The organism is Achromobacter sp. MUI-25009338 (assembly GCF_057359325.1).
This window is the reverse complement of sequence record NZ_CM170627.1, coordinates 3495053-3511045: the sequence shown is the minus strand read 5'-3', so window position 1 is coordinate 3511045 and position 15993 is coordinate 3495053. Positions and strand designations below refer to the sequence as shown.

Annotated in this window: 18 protein-coding genes; 9 read left to right on the top strand and 9 right to left on the bottom strand. The window is 68.1% G+C overall.

What is annotated here, in order from left to right; all coding sequences use genetic code 11:
- Window positions 1–25: 25 nt before the first annotated feature.
- The 3 genes from AC1IQ6_RS16635 to AC1IQ6_RS16625 all read right to left on the bottom strand — a co-directional run bounded on the left by AC1IQ6_RS16635 (window position 26) and on the right by AC1IQ6_RS16625 (window position 3583).
- Window positions 26–835, bottom strand: a complete 810-nt coding sequence (locus AC1IQ6_RS16635) for an aminoglycoside phosphotransferase family protein (protein ID WP_485864968.1) — start codon at window positions 833–835, stop codon at window positions 26–28.
- 61 nt (window positions 836–896) lie between these two features.
- Entirely contained in the window at window positions 897–2150 is a 1254-nt protein-coding gene (locus tag AC1IQ6_RS16630) for an MFS transporter (protein ID WP_485864967.1), read from the bottom strand.
- Window positions 2147–3583 (bottom strand): amidase, encoded by a 1437-nt coding sequence (locus tag AC1IQ6_RS16625; protein WP_485864966.1) that lies wholly within the window; start codon window positions 3581–3583, stop codon window positions 2147–2149. The genes AC1IQ6_RS16630 and AC1IQ6_RS16625 overlap by 4 nt, the downstream gene beginning before the upstream one ends.
- Window positions 3584–3692: 109 nt before the next feature.
- On the opposite strand from AC1IQ6_RS16625, the gene gcvA reads away from it, so the two are divergent.
- Window positions 3693–4580 (top strand): transcriptional regulator GcvA, encoded by an 888-nt coding sequence (gene gcvA, locus AC1IQ6_RS16620; RefSeq protein ID WP_102771466.1) that lies wholly within the window; start codon window positions 3693–3695, stop codon window positions 4578–4580.
- A 7-nt stretch (window positions 4581–4587) separates the two neighbouring features.
- On the opposite strand, the gene AC1IQ6_RS16615 is transcribed toward gcvA, so the two are convergent.
- A complete protein-coding gene (locus tag AC1IQ6_RS16615) occupies window positions 4588–5022 on the bottom strand; it encodes an NUDIX hydrolase (RefSeq protein ID WP_102771465.1) in 435 nt (144 codons plus the stop codon).
- 198 nt (window positions 5023–5220) lie between these two features.
- Here AC1IQ6_RS16615 and AC1IQ6_RS16610 point away from each other — a divergent pair, with 198 nt between their 5' ends.
- Genes AC1IQ6_RS16610 through AC1IQ6_RS16590 form a run of 5 tightly spaced genes read left to right on the top strand, consistent with a single transcriptional unit; the run spans window position 5221 to window position 7815 of the window.
- Window positions 5221–5604 (top strand): PAAR domain-containing protein, encoded by a 384-nt coding sequence (locus tag AC1IQ6_RS16610; protein WP_485864965.1) that lies wholly within the window; start codon window positions 5221–5223, stop codon window positions 5602–5604.
- A gap of 4 nt (window positions 5605–5608) precedes the next feature.
- The gene (locus AC1IQ6_RS16605; protein ID WP_485864964.1) at window positions 5609–6115 is read left to right on the top strand and encodes a DUF4123 domain-containing protein; all 507 of its coding nucleotides are present in this window, start codon (window positions 5609–5611) and stop codon (window positions 6113–6115) included.
- Window positions 6105–6461: a hypothetical protein gene (locus AC1IQ6_RS16600; RefSeq protein ID WP_209164893.1), complete on the top strand. Its 357-nt coding sequence runs from the start codon at window positions 6105–6107 to the stop codon at window positions 6459–6461. The genes AC1IQ6_RS16605 and AC1IQ6_RS16600 overlap by 11 nt, the downstream gene beginning before the upstream one ends.
- Before the next feature lie 6 nt (window positions 6462–6467).
- Window positions 6468–7094 carry a restriction endonuclease fold toxin 5 domain-containing protein gene (locus AC1IQ6_RS16595; protein ID WP_485864963.1) on the top strand — a complete coding sequence of 209 codons (627 nt, stop codon included), beginning with the start codon at window positions 6468–6470 and terminating at the stop codon, window positions 7092–7094.
- Window positions 7095–7104: 10 nt separating this feature from the next.
- Window positions 7105–7815: an immunity 52 family protein gene (locus tag AC1IQ6_RS16590; RefSeq protein ID WP_485864962.1), complete on the top strand. Its 711-nt coding sequence runs from the start codon at window positions 7105–7107 to the stop codon at window positions 7813–7815.
- Between the two features lie 21 nt (window positions 7816–7836).
- On the opposite strand, the gene AC1IQ6_RS16585 is transcribed toward AC1IQ6_RS16590, so the two are convergent.
- From AC1IQ6_RS16585 to AC1IQ6_RS16570, 4 genes are read right to left on the bottom strand one after another with little or no spacing between them, the layout of a single operon-like run.
- Complete coding sequence (locus tag AC1IQ6_RS16585) at window positions 7837–9087, bottom strand: ABC transporter substrate-binding protein (RefSeq protein WP_485864961.1); 1251 nt, start codon at window positions 9085–9087, stop codon at window positions 7837–7839.
- 42 nt (window positions 9088–9129) lie between these two features.
- A complete protein-coding gene (locus AC1IQ6_RS16580) occupies window positions 9130–9873 on the bottom strand; it encodes a GntR family transcriptional regulator (RefSeq protein WP_485864960.1) in 744 nt (247 codons plus the stop codon).
- A gap of 2 nt (window positions 9874–9875) precedes the next feature.
- Window positions 9876–11474, bottom strand: a complete 1599-nt coding sequence (locus AC1IQ6_RS16575) for an AMP-binding protein (protein WP_485864959.1) — start codon at window positions 11472–11474, stop codon at window positions 9876–9878.
- Between the two features lie 3 nt (window positions 11475–11477).
- The gene (locus AC1IQ6_RS16570; RefSeq protein WP_102771448.1) at window positions 11478–12506 is read right to left on the bottom strand and encodes a cyclase family protein; all 1029 of its coding nucleotides are present in this window, start codon (window positions 12504–12506) and stop codon (window positions 11478–11480) included.
- 114 nt (window positions 12507–12620) lie between these two features.
- On the opposite strand from AC1IQ6_RS16570, the gene AC1IQ6_RS16565 reads away from it, so the two are divergent.
- Together AC1IQ6_RS16565 and AC1IQ6_RS16560 are read left to right on the top strand one after the other, a co-directional pair.
- Window positions 12621–13616 (top strand): Bug family tripartite tricarboxylate transporter substrate binding protein, encoded by a 996-nt coding sequence (locus tag AC1IQ6_RS16565; protein ID WP_111825382.1) that lies wholly within the window; start codon window positions 12621–12623, stop codon window positions 13614–13616.
- Window positions 13613–14335 carry an SDR family oxidoreductase gene (locus tag AC1IQ6_RS16560; RefSeq protein ID WP_485864958.1) on the top strand — a complete coding sequence of 241 codons (723 nt, stop codon included), beginning with the start codon at window positions 13613–13615 and terminating at the stop codon, window positions 14333–14335. The genes AC1IQ6_RS16565 and AC1IQ6_RS16560 overlap by 4 nt, the downstream gene beginning before the upstream one ends.
- 4 nt (window positions 14336–14339) lie before the next feature.
- Here the strand turns inward: AC1IQ6_RS16560 and AC1IQ6_RS16555 are convergent, their stop codons facing one another.
- On the bottom strand, window positions 14340–15221 hold the full coding sequence (locus AC1IQ6_RS16555) for a GlxA family transcriptional regulator (protein WP_479731809.1): 882 nt from the start codon (window positions 15219–15221) through the stop codon (window positions 14340–14342).
- A gap of 90 nt (window positions 15222–15311) precedes the next feature.
- Here AC1IQ6_RS16555 and AC1IQ6_RS16550 point away from each other — a divergent pair, with 90 nt between their 5' ends.
- A complete protein-coding gene (locus tag AC1IQ6_RS16550; protein ID WP_111825379.1) occupies window positions 15312–15989 on the top strand; it encodes a DJ-1/PfpI family protein in 678 nt (225 codons plus the stop codon).
- Window positions 15990–15993: the final 4 nt, after the last annotated feature.

Here is a 15993-nt window from a genome sequence, read left to right as displayed (position 1 = left end):
ACAAACCGGATTGCTTATTGCGCGATCAGCGCGCCAGCAGCGCCTGCGCCTGGGCCGCGATGTTCAGGTCGATGGCGGCGTCGTCGCCATCGTTCAGGTACCAGGCGGCGGACAGCCCGCACCAGGCCACCACCCATTGCAGCAGCCGGCGGCGCTCCAGGCCGGCTTGCCCGGCCACGATCTCCAGGCGCCGCTCGAAGCGGCCGGGCACGATGGCCACCGGCGGTTCGGGGTCCGACAGGTCCGGGTTGCAGAAGATGTTTGCGTAGTCGAACGCGCGCTCGCCATACAGGCGCTTGGGATCGATGACCAGCCAGCCGCGAGCGCCGAAGTCCAGGATGTTGTCGTGGTGCGCGTCGCCATGCAGCACCGCCAGGTCCCGCTGGCTGTCGAGCAGGACGCGGGCATGGCGGGCGCTCTCGGCCAGGATGCCGCCGCGCGCGCGGGCGGCGGGCCAGAGATCGGCGAACCAGGACTCCAGCGGGCGCAGTTCGGGCAAGGGCTTGGCCCGCGGCGCATGCAGGTCCTGAAGCACGCCGCAGATGATGCGCGTCGCCTCGTCGTCGCGGCCGTTGCGCGCATACTCCGCCAGCGAGCGGCCGCCGGTGGCGCGCTCCAGCACAATGGCCTCGTCGTCGTGCGCGAGCACGCGCGCCGCGCCGTGCCCGTCCCACCAGCGCATCAGCACGCCGCCCTGTTTTTCATCTTCCTCGTGGGAGACCTTGAGCATGGCGGGCTGGCCGCGATGCAGCACCGGCAGCAGCCGCGCCGCATGGGTGACGATGGGGGCGCCGTCGGGCGTCAGATTCCAGCGGGAGAGGTAGGCGTCGAACATGGCAGCCGTGGCGGTCTTGATCGGAAGGCCTATGGTAGTGGAAGTGGCGCTCGGCTCCGGCTCAGCGCGCGCCGCGACCCGGCAGCAGCCCGGTGAGCGCCGCGGCCAGCAGATTGACCGCGGCGCTGATGGCGATGGGCAGCGCGTAGCCGCCGCGCAGGTCATAGGCGTAGCCGGCCGCAACCGGGCCGATCAGGGTGCCGAACGCCACGCTGGTGTACAGCACGCCGATGATGCCGCTGACATGGCGGCCGCCGAAGTAGTCCATGACCACGGCAGGCAGCAGCGCGACCCAGCCGCCGTAGAACAGACCGAAGGCCAGCGCGAACAGCGCCAGCGTCCAGAACTGGCCGCAGGCGCCCCATAACGCCAGCGTCGCCGCCATGCCGGCATACATGGCGGCCAGCGACGCGCGCCGGCCCAGGCGGTCGGCCAGCGCGCCCAGCAGATAGCGGCCGGCCGTGCTGCCCGCGCCTATCGAGCCCAGCAGCAGTACGGCGAGCGCCGGCTCGATGCCCCGGTCCAGGGCGTAAGGAACCAGATGCACGAAGGGGACGAATACGCCGAAGGCGCCGGCCAGGCAGGCCAGGTACAACAGGACGAAAGCCTTGCTGCGCACCGCCGTCCGCACCGGCAGGCCGGGCGCCGCCGCGCGCGTCGCGTCGGCGGGCCGCGGACCGGCTGCGCCGTCGGGCAGCAGGCCGCGGTCCGCGGGAGAATTCTCGATCCAGCGCGCCGCCGCGCAGCCGGCCAGCGCCACGCCCGCGGCCAGTATCAGATACGCGCCGCGCCAGCCCCAGTGGTCGATCAGGACGGCCGCCAGCGCCGGCACCAGCAGCGTGCCCACTCCGATGCCGCTGACCGCCAGTCCCGACGCCATTGCGCGGCGGCGTTCGAACCAGCGCTGCACCGCGCCGACCACCGGCACGTAAGAGCAGCCTATGCCCAGTCCGACGCCCAGGCCATACGCCGCGTAGACCTGCGTCATGTTGCGCGCCGCGCCCGCCAGCGCGAGGCCCGTCGCCAGCAGCAGCATCCCGGCCACGGCCAGCCGTCGTGAACCGTAGCGGTCGGCCAGCGGACCGCTGATGGCGCCGAAGCCGAAATACAGAAACCCCGCCAGCGAGAACACCAGCGATACTGCGCCGCGGGTGGCGGAGAACTCCTGTTGCAGCGCCTCGACGAACGCGCTGAAAGAATACGCGCTGCCAAAGCCGAGCAAGGTAATCGCAAAGGCGGCGGCCACCACCCGCCATCCGCGGAAGATCGGTGCGGCGCGGCTGCGGCCGCCCAGCGGTTGCGCGGGGGTGGTCATTCGGCGTACTCCCGCGGGCGGCTCAGGTGCCAGCGCGTCGCCGCCTGGAAGGCGGCGCCCAGGCGCAACAGCGTGGCCTCGTTCAAATGAGCCGCCACGAGTTGCACGCCCATGGGCATGCCTGCTTCGCACAGTCCGGCGGGCAGCGTCAGGCAGGGATGGCCGGTCATGTCGAACACGCAGGTATAGCGCTGCAACGCGGCCACCAGCCCTGGCTGGCGGCCCAGCGTGCTGACGGTGGCCAGCGTCAGCGGGGCCATCGGCTGCACCGGCGTCAGCAGCGCATCGACGCCGCCGAACAACGCGTCCACCTTGCCGCGCAAGGCCATGCGCCGCAGCAGGATGCGCTGGTAGTCCGTGCCGGACAGCGCCAGCCCCGCGTCCAGCACGGACGCCAGGACCGGGCCGTAGTCGGCGCTGCGCGCGGGATAGCTGGACGCGTGCGCCACGGCCGCTTCCACCGCGCAGTTCGGCGCCCAATCGCGTACGGCCTGTTCCGCGTCCGCGGCCGGAAAGCGCAGCGGCACCAGCGTCGCGCCCAGTTCCTGGAACACCTGCGCCGCGGCGGCCGTCATGGCCAGCGTCTGTGCGTCCGCGCCGTCGCCGTTCCAGTCCGCGTCGATGCCGATCCGCAGTCCTTGCGCCGGCTCCCCGGCCAGCCGGACGTAAGGCGGCACGGGCGCCTGCAACGCGGTCGGGTCCAGCGGGTCGGGGCCGGCGATAGCCTGCAGCAGCACCGCGGCGTCGCGCGCGCTGCGGGCCATGACGCCCATGTGATCCAGCGACGGCGCCAGTTCGAAGGCGCCGTGGCGGCTGACGCGGCCCCAGGTCGGCTTGATGCCCGTCAGCCCGGCGGCGGCGCTCGGCCAGCGGATCGAGCCGCCGGTGTCGGAGGCCGTCGCGCCGAAACACAGGCCCGCCGCCGTCGCCACCGCCGATCCGCTGGACGAGATCCCGGTCCAGTAGGCGGCGTTCCATGGGTTGCGCGGCGGCGCGATGTCGGGATGGTGATCCGAATAGGCGCCCTCGGTCATCTGCAACTGTCCCAGCAGCACCGCGCCCGCCTCGCGCAGCCGGCGCGTCACGGTAGCGTCGTAGTCCGCCGGCTTGTCACGGTGAAGCACGCCGCCGGCGGCCGTCGGCACGCCTTTGCGCCGGAACAGATCCTTCAACGCGATGGGCACGCCGTGCAGCGGACCGCGATAGCGGCCGGCGCGGATCTCGGCATCGGCCGCCTCGGCCTCGCGCAGCGCCGACGCCGCCGTAACGCGGGCATAGCTGCGCAAGACGCCGTCCAGTTTTTCGATTCGCTGCAATTGGGCGCGCGTGACCTCGACCGGCGACGCGTCGCCCGACCGGATCAGCGCGGCCAGCTCGGTCAGTTCCAGATAATGGAGGGCAGCGCCCGGCTTGATGGCTGGTAGGGAGTTCATCTATGATTTATCTAACGTGTACAAGGGCAAGGACTGCAAGTTAATCCCTGGAAACAAGCCCGTACAAGCCATGATTTCTATGCTTTTCGCATTAGAAAAACTAAACATTGTGTCGCCATCCAGATTGCCTCCGCTAAACGCTTTGCGCGCCTTCGAGGCCGCGGCCCGCCACCTGTCGGTAAAGGCCGCGGCCGAGGAACTGTGCGTGACGCCCGGCGCGGTCAGCCAGATGGTCAAGACGCTAGAGCAGCATCTGGGCGTGGCGCTGTTTCTGCGCATGAACCGCCGCATCCAGCTCACCGACGCGGGCCGCGATTTCCTGCCGCCGGTGCGCAACGCCTTCCGCCAGATACTCGCGGCCTCGGCGCGCGTCGCCTCGCCGCCGGCCAGCCGCGTTCTCGTGGTCGGCACCACCGCGTTCTTCGCCTCGGCCTGGCTGATCCCGCGGCTGGCCGATTTTCATGCCCGCCATCCCGAAATCGATTTGCAGATCGTCACGGGCAACGCCCTGGCGGCGTTCGGTCGCGACGGCGCGGACATCGCGATCCGCCACGGACTGGGCCGCTATCCGGGCTTGCAGAGCGAACACCTGTTGACCGTGGCGGTCGTGCCCGTGGCCGCGGCCGGACTCGTCGCCACCCTGGGCATGCCGCGCAGCGCGCGCGACCTGCTGGACTGGCCGCGCGTGCACGATCAGGCGCGCAGCGGCTGGCAGCTATGGTTCGCGGCCCAGGGCGTCGAAGACGCGGGTATGCCGAGAGGTCCGGCCTTCGACGACGGCGGCCTGCTTCTGAAAGCGGTCGCCGCGGGGCAGGGTGCGGGCCTGTTGCCGGCCGCGATGGTGGCCGACGAACTGGCCTCGGGCCGCCTCGTGCAACTGGCGGACCAGGCCAGGCTGGAAGAGTTTGCGTACTACCTGGTCTGGCCGGGCAGGGCCGCGCTGCCGGACAAGGCGCGCGCGTTTCGCGACTGGCTGCGGGAATCGGGCGCCCGATGAGCGCGCCTCAGGCGCTGCCCGCCGCGGTCAGCGCCGCAGCCCGCCGCGCCAGTTCCGCCACGCCCAGGCTGGTGGCCAGCGTATGCCGTTCCAGCTCGTGCAGCGGCACCCAGCGGGCCTCGCTGGCGTCGTCGCCGGCGACGGGCTCGCCCGACCGCCAGCGGCACAGCACCGCGATCAGGATGAAATGGCGGCGCAGCGCGCCCGACTCGTCGCGGTCGAACACGTCCACCGCGTCGAACACCTGCACCGGCTCGGCGCGCACACCGGTTTCCTCCAGCAGTTCGCGCGCGGCGGCGTCCTCGATGCGCTCGCCGGCCTCGATCTTGCCGCCGGGAAACGCCCAGCGGCCCGCATCGGGAGGATTGGCGCGGCGAACCAGCAGCACCTGGCCGTCGCGCACCACGGCCGCGATCGTGGCGGGAATGGGATGTGTGGTCATTATCGAGAGTTCATGGCGCCGGGCCAGGATATGTTCCGGCGGACCTGGGTGTCATTCTGGCGCGTTCATCATATGCCAGGGTTTTGCGATACTCGATCTGGTTTTTCCGAGCGGGGAAAGATCTGAATAACTGAATCCCTCGGGCAGCGACAATGTTCTAAGAATGCTAAATTGGCCTTCCACGATGACGGAGGTTGGATGTCTGAACGAGCCATTATCCGAAAAGGGGATCGGACCTCACACGGTGGGACAGTAGCTGAAGGCCACCCCACCGCGATGCTTCTTGGGCGGGAAATTGCCCTGGTGGGCCATAAGGTTGTATGTCCGAAATGCAAGGGCGCATTTCCCATTCTGCCCGATCTGGGGCGTAATCATTCCTTCATGGGAAGCGACACCGCAGTGGAAGGAATGCGTACCGCATGCGGTGCGGTATTGATTGCATCTCAAATGGTGGCGCGTATTGGCGAGGCCGAAGGATTGGCTACCCCAGTGAGCGACGCGCCACCACAAAGTGAGACGCTGTGTCAGGAATGCTTGGCGTCTGCTGCGCGCAATGCCGCCACGACCGTGGCGCGAGGGTAGCGGAGTGAAGACTCCAGCAGAGGCATACCTGACCAATCGTCAAGGGCAAACGAGTTTTCCTTTACGGCTGTACGGCCTAGTCGACGGACTGCTGTATGAAAACGTCGTGGTCGGCCAGCCCTTGTTTCGCTCCGCGTCCTGCGCCGCATTGTTCGATGGGACTCCTGATCAGGCGCTAGCTCATGCTGGTCCTTGGTTGCTGGATTGCACGGCGGAACGAGATCGTCACATTGCTTCGCTACAACGGCTGGGCGATAGTGGGCTGGGGTGTGTCTGGATTATCAGCGGTTATTCCCTGGAGGATCTCGCCGTGGCGTTGCGTGCGCGATTAAACGTGCGCCTGCCTAATGGATCTACCGCTCTGTTACGTTATTACGACGCGAGAATCACAGGCGATATCACCGCATTGCTGACAGCAGTTCAACGCGCCGCATTTTTTTCTCCCGTTCAGGACTGGCTAGTGCAACGCAACGGACAACTCATCAGGATTCACCCGTCCCATGGAGCTTGAACTTACTCCACAGCAGGTCGCAGGCCTATGCTCGATAGATGCGAGGGGCTTTGTCCAAAGCGTCAAAGAAGACATTCTGAGGGACTACCCTCGGCTTGACCGATCCGGTCTGACCATAAGGCTGGAAGGCGCGTTGGCGCAGGCACGAGCCTGGGGCATCGAGGAAGATGCAAATCTGGTTGATTTCCTAAGATCCGAAGCGCTGGTTCCGGACTTTTACAAGCAACCGGGCCTGCGTCGCTGGATGAAAAAGCCGGGACGTCCGGCGGATCGGCGATTTCATGATTTCATACAGGTGATGCGCTGGCGAGCGCGCCAGGGCGCGGGCCGACAGGATATGGAGTGATGCAACATGCCAGGACCATTGGCAATTCCCGTGGCGGGTTGGATTGTAGAAGCCGTTGCCGCGGCACTTGCTCGGGCCGCAGCGAGCGCCGCAGCGGGCGCGGTGCTGGGCGGCGTTGCCACTTTGCCGGGTGACACACCTCGCGACGATAGTGAAGCCAAGCCTACCGACCGCACTCTGCCCAGAACCGGAGAACCGTGCAAGAAGTGCCCGCCTGATTTGGGAATGAAGGTCCGGCGCAGACACGGCCCAAATTGGAACGCCTACGAATACCAGGCCAGGATTACTGGGTACGACTACGACACTGAGTATTGCTTGTGGAGTGACGAGTGGAATTGGAAAGGCGTTGCATTAGACAAAGAGTTTGACATCGACTTCGATGGTTTCCTGTCCTCGGAGTGTCTGCTGCAGGAGACAAAAGGCGATTATGACCAGTTCATACTGGACAACGGAAGACCCAAAAAATGGTTTGGCGGTTTTGCGGAAATGGAAGAAACCATCCGACGACAAGCACGTGCCGTGAGAGCTAATCCACCGGCCAAATTGATGTGGTATTTCCAAACTCCTAAGACAAAAGCGATGATGGCGCCGGCAATGGAAATGAACGGCGTTGCGTCCATATACTTTCCCTAAGAGTCGTTCTATGGAAATAAAATCTCAATTTCGAGACCAGTTACTCAAGCCGGACGATTTCTATGAAATCCTTCGTCGTCTACAGATTATTACCTCAGAGATGGCTGACAAGAGTGCAGATCTGGGGTCGTGGTATTTGCAAGGAAACAGCGTGGATGAGGCGTTTCTCTATTCCGCGTTTGAAAACGACGCGGCATCCTCCGCGCTGGTAGCCGCACTGAAGCAAAAATATCGGAACGACGCTGCCGAAACCCACGTTTCGCTCTGGGACGGCAATGAAGATGAAAACAAGGGCGCGTCAATAGCTTGTTACATCGGCGACAAGCTTCTGCCCGACTCCTTGGGCATTACGCTTTATGACGACAAGTTGTTGGGCACGGCGGCTTCTGTCAAAGACGTAATCATTGCTATCGTCGACGTATTCCGCCCGTATTACGTTTCCGTATTCCCAACCGGGTATGCCGAACATAAGGTCTTCGATGACAAGCCTGGTGTTGGCTGGATGTTGTACCTTCCGCAAGTGATTACCGCCCAACAAGTGCCGGAGGCCCAGGCGCTGATTCCCGTTTATGCCGCCGGAAAGAAGCAGACCGGCTCCATCATCGTCAGCGTAGTCGATGAGGTTTTTTCGCTCGATGACCCCCGCCACATCGAGTTGGCGAACCATATCGAGATGCGCCTGGTGGATCAGGATCTGTTGCCGCGCTACGCGGACCTATAGCTCCTGTTTTTTCCCGCCGTCCTACCGCTTCACCAGCGGACAGCTGGACTTCGACAGCGGCATGAAGGCCTGGTCGCCCGGCAGGGTGGCCACCAGCTTGTAGTAGTCCCAGGGGCGCTTGGATTCCGACGGCTGCTTGACCTCGAACAGGTACATGTCGTGCACCATGCGGCCGTCTTCGCGGATGCGGCCGTTGGCGGCGAAGAAGTCGTTGATCGGCATGGACTTCATCTGCTTCATGACGGCGGCGGTTTCGTCGGTGCCGGCGGCCTGCACGGCCTTCAGATAGTGCATCACGGACGAATACGTGCCGGCCTGGCTCATGTTGGGCATTTTCCCGAGCTTGTCGTAGTAGCGCTGGGACCAGGCGCGCGTCTGGTCGTTCATGTCCCAGTAGAAGGCCTCGGTCAGGGTCAGGCCGGCGGCGGCCTGCAGGCCGATGGCGTGGATGTCGTTGATGTAGAGCAGCAGCCCGGCCATTTTCTGGCCGCCCTTGGTCAGGCCGAATTCGCTGGCCGCCTTGATGGCGTTGACGGTGTCGCCGCCGGCGTTGGCCAGGCCCACGATCTGCGCGCGGCTGGCCTGGGCCTGCAGCAGGTAGGAGGCGAAGTCGCTGGAGCCCAGCGGGTGGCGCGACGCGCCCAGCACGGTGCCGCCGTTGGCCTTCACCACTTCGGTCGCCGAGGCCTGCAAGGTGTGGCCGAAGGCATAGTCGGCGGTCAGGAAGTACCAGCTCTTGCCGCCCTGTTCGACGGTGGCGCGCGCCGTGGTGTTGGCCAGCGACCAGGTGTCGTAGGTGTAGTGCACGGAGTAGGGCGAGCACAGGTCGTTGGTGATGCGCTCGGTGCCCGGCCCGCTGTAGACCACGATCTTCTTCTTTTCGCGCGCGACTTCCAGCACCGCCAGCGCGGGCGCCGAGCCGGCCACGTCCATGATGGCGTCCACCTGTTCGGTGTCGTACCACTGACGCGCCTTGGCCGCGGCGATGTCGGCCTTGTTCTGGTGGTCCACCACCAGCAGGTCGATCTTCCTGCCCAGCACCGTGCCGCCGAAATCGTCGATCGCCATTTGCGCCGCGGTGGCGCTGCCCTTGCCGGTCACGTCGGCGTACACGCCGCTCATGTCCAGGATCAGCCCCAGGCGGACGATGTCGTCGGAAATCGCGCCCGGCGGGGCCGCCGCGGCCCCGGCGGTGACGGCGGAGCTGGCGAAAACCAGGGCGAGGGCGCTGCGCAACTGCGGGAAAATCCGTGGCGTTCCAGGGCGTTTCATGGCGGTCTCCGTTGCGGATGCTGCGGGAAAGGAAGGGCGCGGTCAGCGGCTGCCAAGCAGGTCGAATTCCATGCGCACCTTGCGGAAAGGGAATTCCAGCCGCGCGAAATACACCACGCGGCCGTCGATGCAGACATAGCGCCGCAGTTCGGCGACAGGGGAGGACACGGGGATCTGCAGGGACTCGGCCGATTCCTGGCCGGCCTCGATCACGTTGAGCACCTGCCGCGCCTCGTCGATGCGCGCGCCGTAGTACTGGTCCAGCACCGGCGCCACGGTGCTCTTGCGGATGCGGGCGCGGTGCTTGCGGAACAGCCCGCTGTCGAGGAACACCTCGCTGTAGCAGAATGGGCCGGCGTCGGTGGTGTGGACCCGGCGCAGGTACTGGAAGCTGCCGCCGCGTTCGGCCTCGCAAGGCATGCCCAGCGAATCGGGCAGCGGCGAGTCGGCGCTGGACTCCACCAGCGACACCGTGCCCAGCTGATTGCTCAGCTCGACGGTTTCGGCCCAGGTCTTGGGTATCAGCAGCGTGGGGACTTCGGGCAGTTCGGCGTTGACGAAGGTGCCCGAGCCGCGCGAGCGCCGGATCAGGCCGTCCTCCTCCAGCAGGCCGAAGGCCTGGCGGATGGTGGCGCGCGAAATGCCGTAGGTGGCCATCAGCGCGTCCAGCGGCGGGATCTGCTGGCCGGGCCGCCAGGTGCGGTTCTGGATATGGCTGCGAAACAGCGCGGCCGCCTGCAGATAGAGCGGCTGCGGGCTGTGCGAGAAAAGTTTGCGCGCGGCCATGGTCAGGGCGAGGAAGCGGAAAGGAGCGCGTCGGCCATTTCGCGCAGCCGGTGCTTCTGGATCTTGACCGAGTTGGCGCTTTCCACCGAAGGGAAGGCGTCGAGCACGGTAAAGCCCGCCGGCACCTTGAAGCCGGCCATGGCCGCCTTGCAGGCCGCGGTCCAGCCGGCCGGGTCGGCCTGCGCGCCCGCGCGCAGCAGCACGAAGGCGTAGGGCACGATCTTGCCGGCGCGGGTGGCCCCGACCACCTGGCAGGCGCGCACGCCGGGCAGGGTCTCGACGAGCTGTTCGATCTCCACCGGGTTGACCAGGAAGCCGGACAGCCGCAGGGAATCGCCCATGCGGGTCTGGAACACGAACTGGCGCGGCGTCAGCGTATAGCCCAGGTCGCCCGTCTTGAAATAGCCATCGTCCGTGACGGCGGCGGCGCTGGCCTCGGGGTTGTCGAGGTAGCCCCGCATCAGGCTGGGCGAGAGGATTTCGAGTTCGCCGGACTGGCCGTGCGGCAGGATCTCGCCGCTGGCCGGGTCGCGGGCGCGCACCCGGGCCTCGGGATAGATCAGCGTACCGCCCGGCTGGTGGCGCGCGGAGACGTCGCCTTCGGCCGGGTCGCGCGGCTGGCCGGCCACCAGCGCCACCAGTTCGCTGGAACCGTACAGGCCGGTAAGCGGGACGCCGGCCTCGCGCGCGAGGTCCAGCATGTGATCCAGCGCCGGCGTGAAGCTGGCGAAGCCGAACAGCCGGGCCGAGGCGAAGTCGCCCGGCGCGCCGGCCTGCATCATGCCGACCAGCGCTTCGTTGTTGGCGTAGGTGTGCGTGACGGCGTAGCGGCGCACGGCGGCGGCCGATTCGGCGGCGTCGAAGACCGGCGCGCAGACCACCGGCACGCCCCGGGCCAGTCCGCCGGCCAGCGTGGCGAAACCGAAGGCGCCGCAAAACGGCGCGCTGGCCAGCACGCAGCTATGCGCGTCGTAGCCGTAGGCCGCGGCCACCGTCGCGCCGTGGCGCAGCAGCGTGGCCTGGTCGTGCAGCACGAATTTGGGCTTGGACGTGGTGCCGGAAGTGGTGAAGCACAACACGCCGGCGTTGCCGTGCGCAGCCGGCGCGGGATCGGGGCAGGCCTGCAGGTCTGCGTAGCGGTGCGCGGGCCGGCCGTGTACCGCCGGCGATTCGCCGGGCTGCGCCAGCGCGACGGCGCCGGCCAGCCGGGCCAGGTGCTGCGGCGCGACCTGGTCCAGGATGCCCTGGAAGTCGATGCCCTTGAACCCCGGCCAGTAGATCAGCCAGTCGGCCTGGCCGCGGCCCAGGATGTCGGCCACTTCCAGCGCCCGGAAGCGGGTGTTGACCGCCAGCACCAGCGCGCCCAGGTGCGCGCAGGCCAGGAACGATTCCACCCAGGCCGAGCAGTTCGGCAGCCACACCGCCACGCGCTGGCCGGGCCGCACGCCCAGCCGCGCCAGGCCCGCGGCCAGCGCCCGGCTGCGCGCGCGCAGCGCGGCGGCGCTGACGGGCGTGTCGCGGTCGATCAGCAGCGGGCTGTCGGGCTGGCGCTCGGCCAGCGCGTCCAGGTGGGCGGAGAAAGTCGAGTCGGGCAGGTCCATGATTCACACCGTGGCGATGGGTGTCACGGGCGAACCCACCGCGCCCGGCATGCGCAGGGGCGGGGCCGTCAGCAGGAAGCGGTTGCGCCCCTCGGCATGCAGCCAGTCGGCCAGGTCCTTCAGGTACCAGAGTTCGGCCAGCGGCACGCCCAGCTTGAAGAGGCAGTGGTGGTGCAGCGGCAGGATGGAATGGCCCGGCCCCGAGCTGCGGGCCGGATAGGCCTCGACCGCGTAGTTGTCGGCGCACAGCGCCGCGATGCCGGATCGCGTGATCCAGTCCAGCAACGCCGGGTCGGAGCCGTCGAGCACCGCGCCGGTCTGCTCCAGCGCGTGCGCGTCGGGCTGGCCGTCCATGGCCACGACCGCTTCGGCGAAGCCGGTGCGCAGTACCAGCATGTCGCCGCTTTCGACCGAGACGTTCTGGGCCAGCATGGCCGCCTGCAGTTCGGCGTGGCCGACCAGCTTGCGGCCGGGGCCGAAGGCGCGCTCCAGGTCCACCAGCACGCCGCGGCCCTGCATGCCTTTCTCGGCGTAGCGGCTGACGCTGAGCTTGCGCGCGTACGAGCCGCCGGGCGGGCAGCAGGCGTCGGCGTCGGCGCCGCCGAACACGTCCACGCCGGCGGCGTAGCCGTTGTAGTAGACGCGGCGCGGCTCGCCGTCGCCGTGGATGTCGAACATCGCGCCCACGTGGCACAGGCCGTCCCATTGCGTCGAGTACTGCATCGACAGCGTGACCTGGTCGTCGGACAGCACGTCCACCGCTTCCGGCTGCACCTGCGACATCTGGAAATTGAGGTAGGGCGTGCCCTCGCGGAAAGTGGGCCTGAGCTGCGGCGCGTGGCGCCGCGGGTTCAGGACGTTTCCGCCGGGCAGGTCCAGCGGCAGGGACAGGCAGAACACCTTGCCGGCGCGCACCTCGCGCACCGCCTGCAGCACTTTTTCTTCGGTCAGCAGGTTCAGGCGGCCGAGCTCGTCGTCGGCGCCGAAGTCGCCCCAGGTCGATCCTTCCGGGCGTCGGTTCCAGCGTTTCATCTACTTGTCTCCCATCGGTTTTCTATGCTTTTATGCATATAGTACGTATTTACGTACTTTTAAAAAAGTACCAGAAAAAGCCCGCGACCAGCGGGTTCGAGAGGAGACCACAGCATGACGCAATTCCTGCCTCTGCGCACCGGCTGGCGCCGCTGCGCGATCGCCGCGCTGACCGTGCTGGCGCTGCCGGCGGCCCAGGCCGCGGGCTATCCCGACCATCCCGTGACGGTCGTGGTCCCTTACCCGCCGGGCGGCGGCGCGGACCTGTTCGGCCGCGCCATCGCGCACGCGCTGGAGCCGGGCCTGAAGCAGACCGTGCTGGTCGAGAACCGGCCCGGCGCGGGCGGCAATATCGGCATGGCCTACGTGGCCCGCGCCAAGGCCGACGGCTATACGCTGGGCCTGGGCACCATCGGCACGCAGACCATCAACCAGTTCCTGTACCGCAACATGCCGTTCGATCCCGAACGCGACCTGGTGCCGATCGCGCTCGTGTCCACCACGCCCAACGTCATCGCGGTGAGCGCGAAGTCGCCCTACAAGACCGTGGCCGACGTGATCCAGGCGGCCAAGCAGTCCAAGGACAAGAAGCTGACCTACGCCTCGCCCGGCGTCGGTTCCTCGGTGCACCTGACCGGGGCGTACTTCGAGGCGATGGCGGGCGTGACCATGCTGCACGTGCCGTTCAAGGGAACCTCCGCTTCGCTGCCGGCCGTGGCCGGCGGCCAGGTCGACCTGCTGTTCGATAACCTGCCCGGCTCGCTGGCGCAGATCAAGGACGGCAGCCTGGTGCGCGGCGTGGCCGTGACCTCGGCGACCCGCGATCCTTCGGCGCCGGAACTGCCGACCGTGGCGGAGTCGGGCCTGCCGGGCTTCGACGTCACGGCCTGGTTCGCGCTGTACGCGCCGCGCGGCACGCCCGAGCCGGTGGTCAAGCAACTGATCGAAGCGGCGCGCAGCGGCCTGCAAAGCCCGGCCATCGCCAAGAACTTCGCCGGCATGGGGGCCAAGCCCGGCACGCGCTTCGGCGCGGACCTGGCGGCTTTCGAAACCGAGGAGCGCAAGAAGTGGGGCGGCCTCATCAAGGACAAGGGAATCACCGCGCAATGAGCAAGCCCACCGCACTGGTCACCGGCGGCAGCCGGGGCATCGGCCGCGCCATCGTGGCGCGCCTGGTCGAGGACGGCTACGAGGTCGTCAACTTCAGCCGCGGCGCGCCCGAGGCGCTGCTGCCGGGCGAAACCTTCCGCTCGGTGGACCTGGGCGACGCCGCCGCCACCGTCGCCGCCGCGCGCGAACTGGCGGCTGAATGCCCGGTGCTGAACCTGGTGAACAACGCCGGCATGATCCAGGTCGCCCGCCTCGAAGACGTGACCCAGGAGCAGCTGGCGCGCACGCTCGCGCTGAACATGACGGCGCCGCTGTTGCTGATGCAGGCGCTGTTGCCCGGCATGCGCGCGGCGCGCTACGGGCGCGTGGTCAACATAGGCAGCCGCGCCGGACTGGGCAAGGGCGGGCGCACGGCCTACGGCGCGTCCAAGGCCGGTCTGGCCGGCATGACGCGGACCTGGGCGCTGGAGCTGGCCGCCGACGGCGTCACGGTCAACACCGTGGCGCCGGGTCCGGTGGCCACCGAGCTGTTCAACGAGTCGAATCCGCCGGGCGCGCCGCAGACCGTGGCGCTGGAAGCCTCGATCCCGATGGGCCGCGTGGGCCAGCCCCAGGAAGTGGCGCATGCCGTCGCCATGCTGCTGGACCCGCGCGCCGGCTACATCACCGGCCAGCTGCTGTACGTGTGCGGCGGGGTGTCGGTGGGGTTGGCGGGCTGAAGCTTCATTTGGGCGCCGAGCGCAGCGCGAACTGCCGCGCCAGTTCCTTGCGCGGCAGCTTGCCGGTCGCGGCCAGCGCGGCGGCGCGTTCCTCGCGCAGGCGCTTGAGCGCCTCGCTGGGCGGCACGCCGAAATGCGCGGCGAACTTGCGCTGGAAGCTGCGCCGCGACATGCCGCAGGCCTCGGCCATGTCGTCCACCGACCAGCGCGCCGAGAGGCGCGCTTCCATTTTTTCGAGCAGCTCGCGAAACGGCGCGGCCATCCGGTCCTGCAGGCGCAGCGTCTGGCTGTACTGGCGCTGGTCGCCGTTGCGCCGCATGAAGACCACCAGCCGGCGGGCCACCTGCTGCGACAGGCCCGCGCCGAAATCGCGTTCGATCAGCGCCAGCGCCAGGTCGATGCCCGCGGTCACGCCGGCCGAGGTCCAGTACTTGCCGCTTTCGATATAGATGCGGTCGTCCTGCACCCGCAGCGCGGGGTGCTGCGCCTGCAGGCGCGCGGCCGAGCGCCAGTGGGTGGTGACGGACAGCCCGTCCAGCAGGCCGGTGGCCGCCAGCACGAAGGCGCCGGTGCACACGCTGCAGACGCGCCGTGCGCGCGGTTCGCGGCGGCGCAGCCAGGCCTGGATTCCGGCGTCGGCGCTGGCGAGGTCCGCGCCGGGGCCGCCGGGCACGACGATCGTGTCGACGGGCGCATCGCCGTCCTGCGCATAGACGCCGTCGGCCTGCATGCGCAGTCCCTGGTCCCAGGTCGCGGCCAGCGGCGCGGCGGCGACGGTGCGCAGCCGGTACAGCGGGCGGCCGGCTTCGTCGTTGGCCGAGCTGAAGGCCTGCCAGGGCCCGGCCAGGTCCAGCGGCTGGAAACCGTCGTACAGCGCGAACACGATCTCCCGTGGCGCATCCGCGCCCGCAATTGGCGCGCCGCGATGCGCGCCTGCGCCTATGCTGCAAGCCGGCGTTTCTGAAGGAGCATCGTCATGCATGTGAATTTTCTCTTGTTCGAGGGGCTGACCCAGCTGGATATGACCGGACCGTACGAAGTGCTGGCCAACGCGCCGGGCTTCACCGTGGATTTTGTCGCAAAAACGCGCGATCCGGTGCGCTGCGACCGCGGGCTGCGGTTCGTGCCCACGCAGACCCTGGCGTCGGCGCCGCCCTGCGATCTGCTGGTGGCGCCGGGCGGGCCGGGCACCGACGACGCCATCGTCGATCCGGAGTGGGTGGACTTCACCCGCAGGCAGGGGCTGGCCGCCGGTTACGTGTTCGGCATCTGCACCGGTTCGCTGCTGTTGGGCGCGGCGGGGCTGCTGCGCGGCAAGCGCGCCTCCAGCCACTGGCGCGCGCGCGAACTGCTGGCGCGTTTCGGGGCCACGCCCAGCGGCGAGCGGCTGTGCGTGGACGGCCGGCTGTTCACCGCCGGCGGCGTGACCTCGGGCATAGACATGGCGCTGCTGGTGGTGGCGCAGCTGTGCGGCGAGGACGTGGCCAAGCTGATCCAGCTGCAGATCGAGTACGACCCCAAGCCGCCGTTTCCCGGCGGCACGCCCGAGACCTCGGAAGCGGCCGTGGTGCAGCGCTATCTGGCGCAATCGCAGGCCCGCTTCGAGCGCCGTACGCAGGCGGTGGAGCGGGCCGCGGCGGCGATGCCGGCGTAGGCGC

Excerpts from the sequence above, each read along its gene's own strand:
- AC1IQ6_RS16580 (WP_485864960.1), bottom strand. The coding sequence starts at position 9,873 with ATGGCCGCGCGCAAACTTTTCTCGCACAGCCCGCAGCCGCTCTATCTG.
- AC1IQ6_RS16600 (WP_209164893.1), top strand. The coding sequence starts at position 6,105 with ATGGAGCTTGAACTTACTCCACAGCAGGTCGCAGGCCTATGCTCGATA.
- AC1IQ6_RS16550 (WP_111825379.1), top strand. The coding sequence starts at position 15,312 with ATGCATGTGAATTTTCTCTTGTTCGAGGGGCTGACCCAGCTGGATATG.
- AC1IQ6_RS16560 (WP_485864958.1), top strand. The coding sequence starts at position 13,613 with ATGAGCAAGCCCACCGCACTGGTCACCGGCGGCAGCCGGGGCATCGGC.
- AC1IQ6_RS16630 (WP_485864967.1), bottom strand. The coding sequence starts at position 2,150 with ATGACCACCCCCGCGCAACCGCTGGGCGGCCGCAGCCGCGCCGCACCG.
- AC1IQ6_RS16625 (WP_485864966.1), bottom strand. The coding sequence starts at position 3,583 with ATGAACTCCCTACCAGCCATCAAGCCGGGCGCTGCCCTCCATTATCTG.
- AC1IQ6_RS16575 (WP_485864959.1), bottom strand. The coding sequence starts at position 11,474 with ATGGACCTGCCCGACTCGACTTTCTCCGCCCACCTGGACGCGCTGGCC.
- AC1IQ6_RS16590 (WP_485864962.1), top strand. The coding sequence starts at position 7,105 with ATGGAAATAAAATCTCAATTTCGAGACCAGTTACTCAAGCCGGACGAT.
- AC1IQ6_RS16635 (WP_485864968.1), bottom strand. The coding sequence starts at position 835 with ATGTTCGACGCCTACCTCTCCCGCTGGAATCTGACGCCCGACGGCGCC.
- AC1IQ6_RS16595 (WP_485864963.1), top strand. The coding sequence starts at position 6,468 with ATGCCAGGACCATTGGCAATTCCCGTGGCGGGTTGGATTGTAGAAGCC.
- AC1IQ6_RS16610 (WP_485864965.1), top strand. The coding sequence starts at position 5,221 with ATGTCTGAACGAGCCATTATCCGAAAAGGGGATCGGACCTCACACGGT.
- AC1IQ6_RS16570 (WP_102771448.1), bottom strand. The coding sequence starts at position 12,506 with ATGAAACGCTGGAACCGACGCCCGGAAGGATCGACCTGGGGCGACTTC.
- AC1IQ6_RS16565 (WP_111825382.1), top strand. The coding sequence starts at position 12,621 with ATGACGCAATTCCTGCCTCTGCGCACCGGCTGGCGCCGCTGCGCGATC.
- AC1IQ6_RS16615 (WP_102771465.1), bottom strand. The coding sequence starts at position 5,022 with ATGACCACACATCCCATTCCCGCCACGATCGCGGCCGTGGTGCGCGAC.
- AC1IQ6_RS16585 (WP_485864961.1), bottom strand. The coding sequence starts at position 9,087 with ATGAAACGCCCTGGAACGCCACGGATTTTCCCGCAGTTGCGCAGCGCC.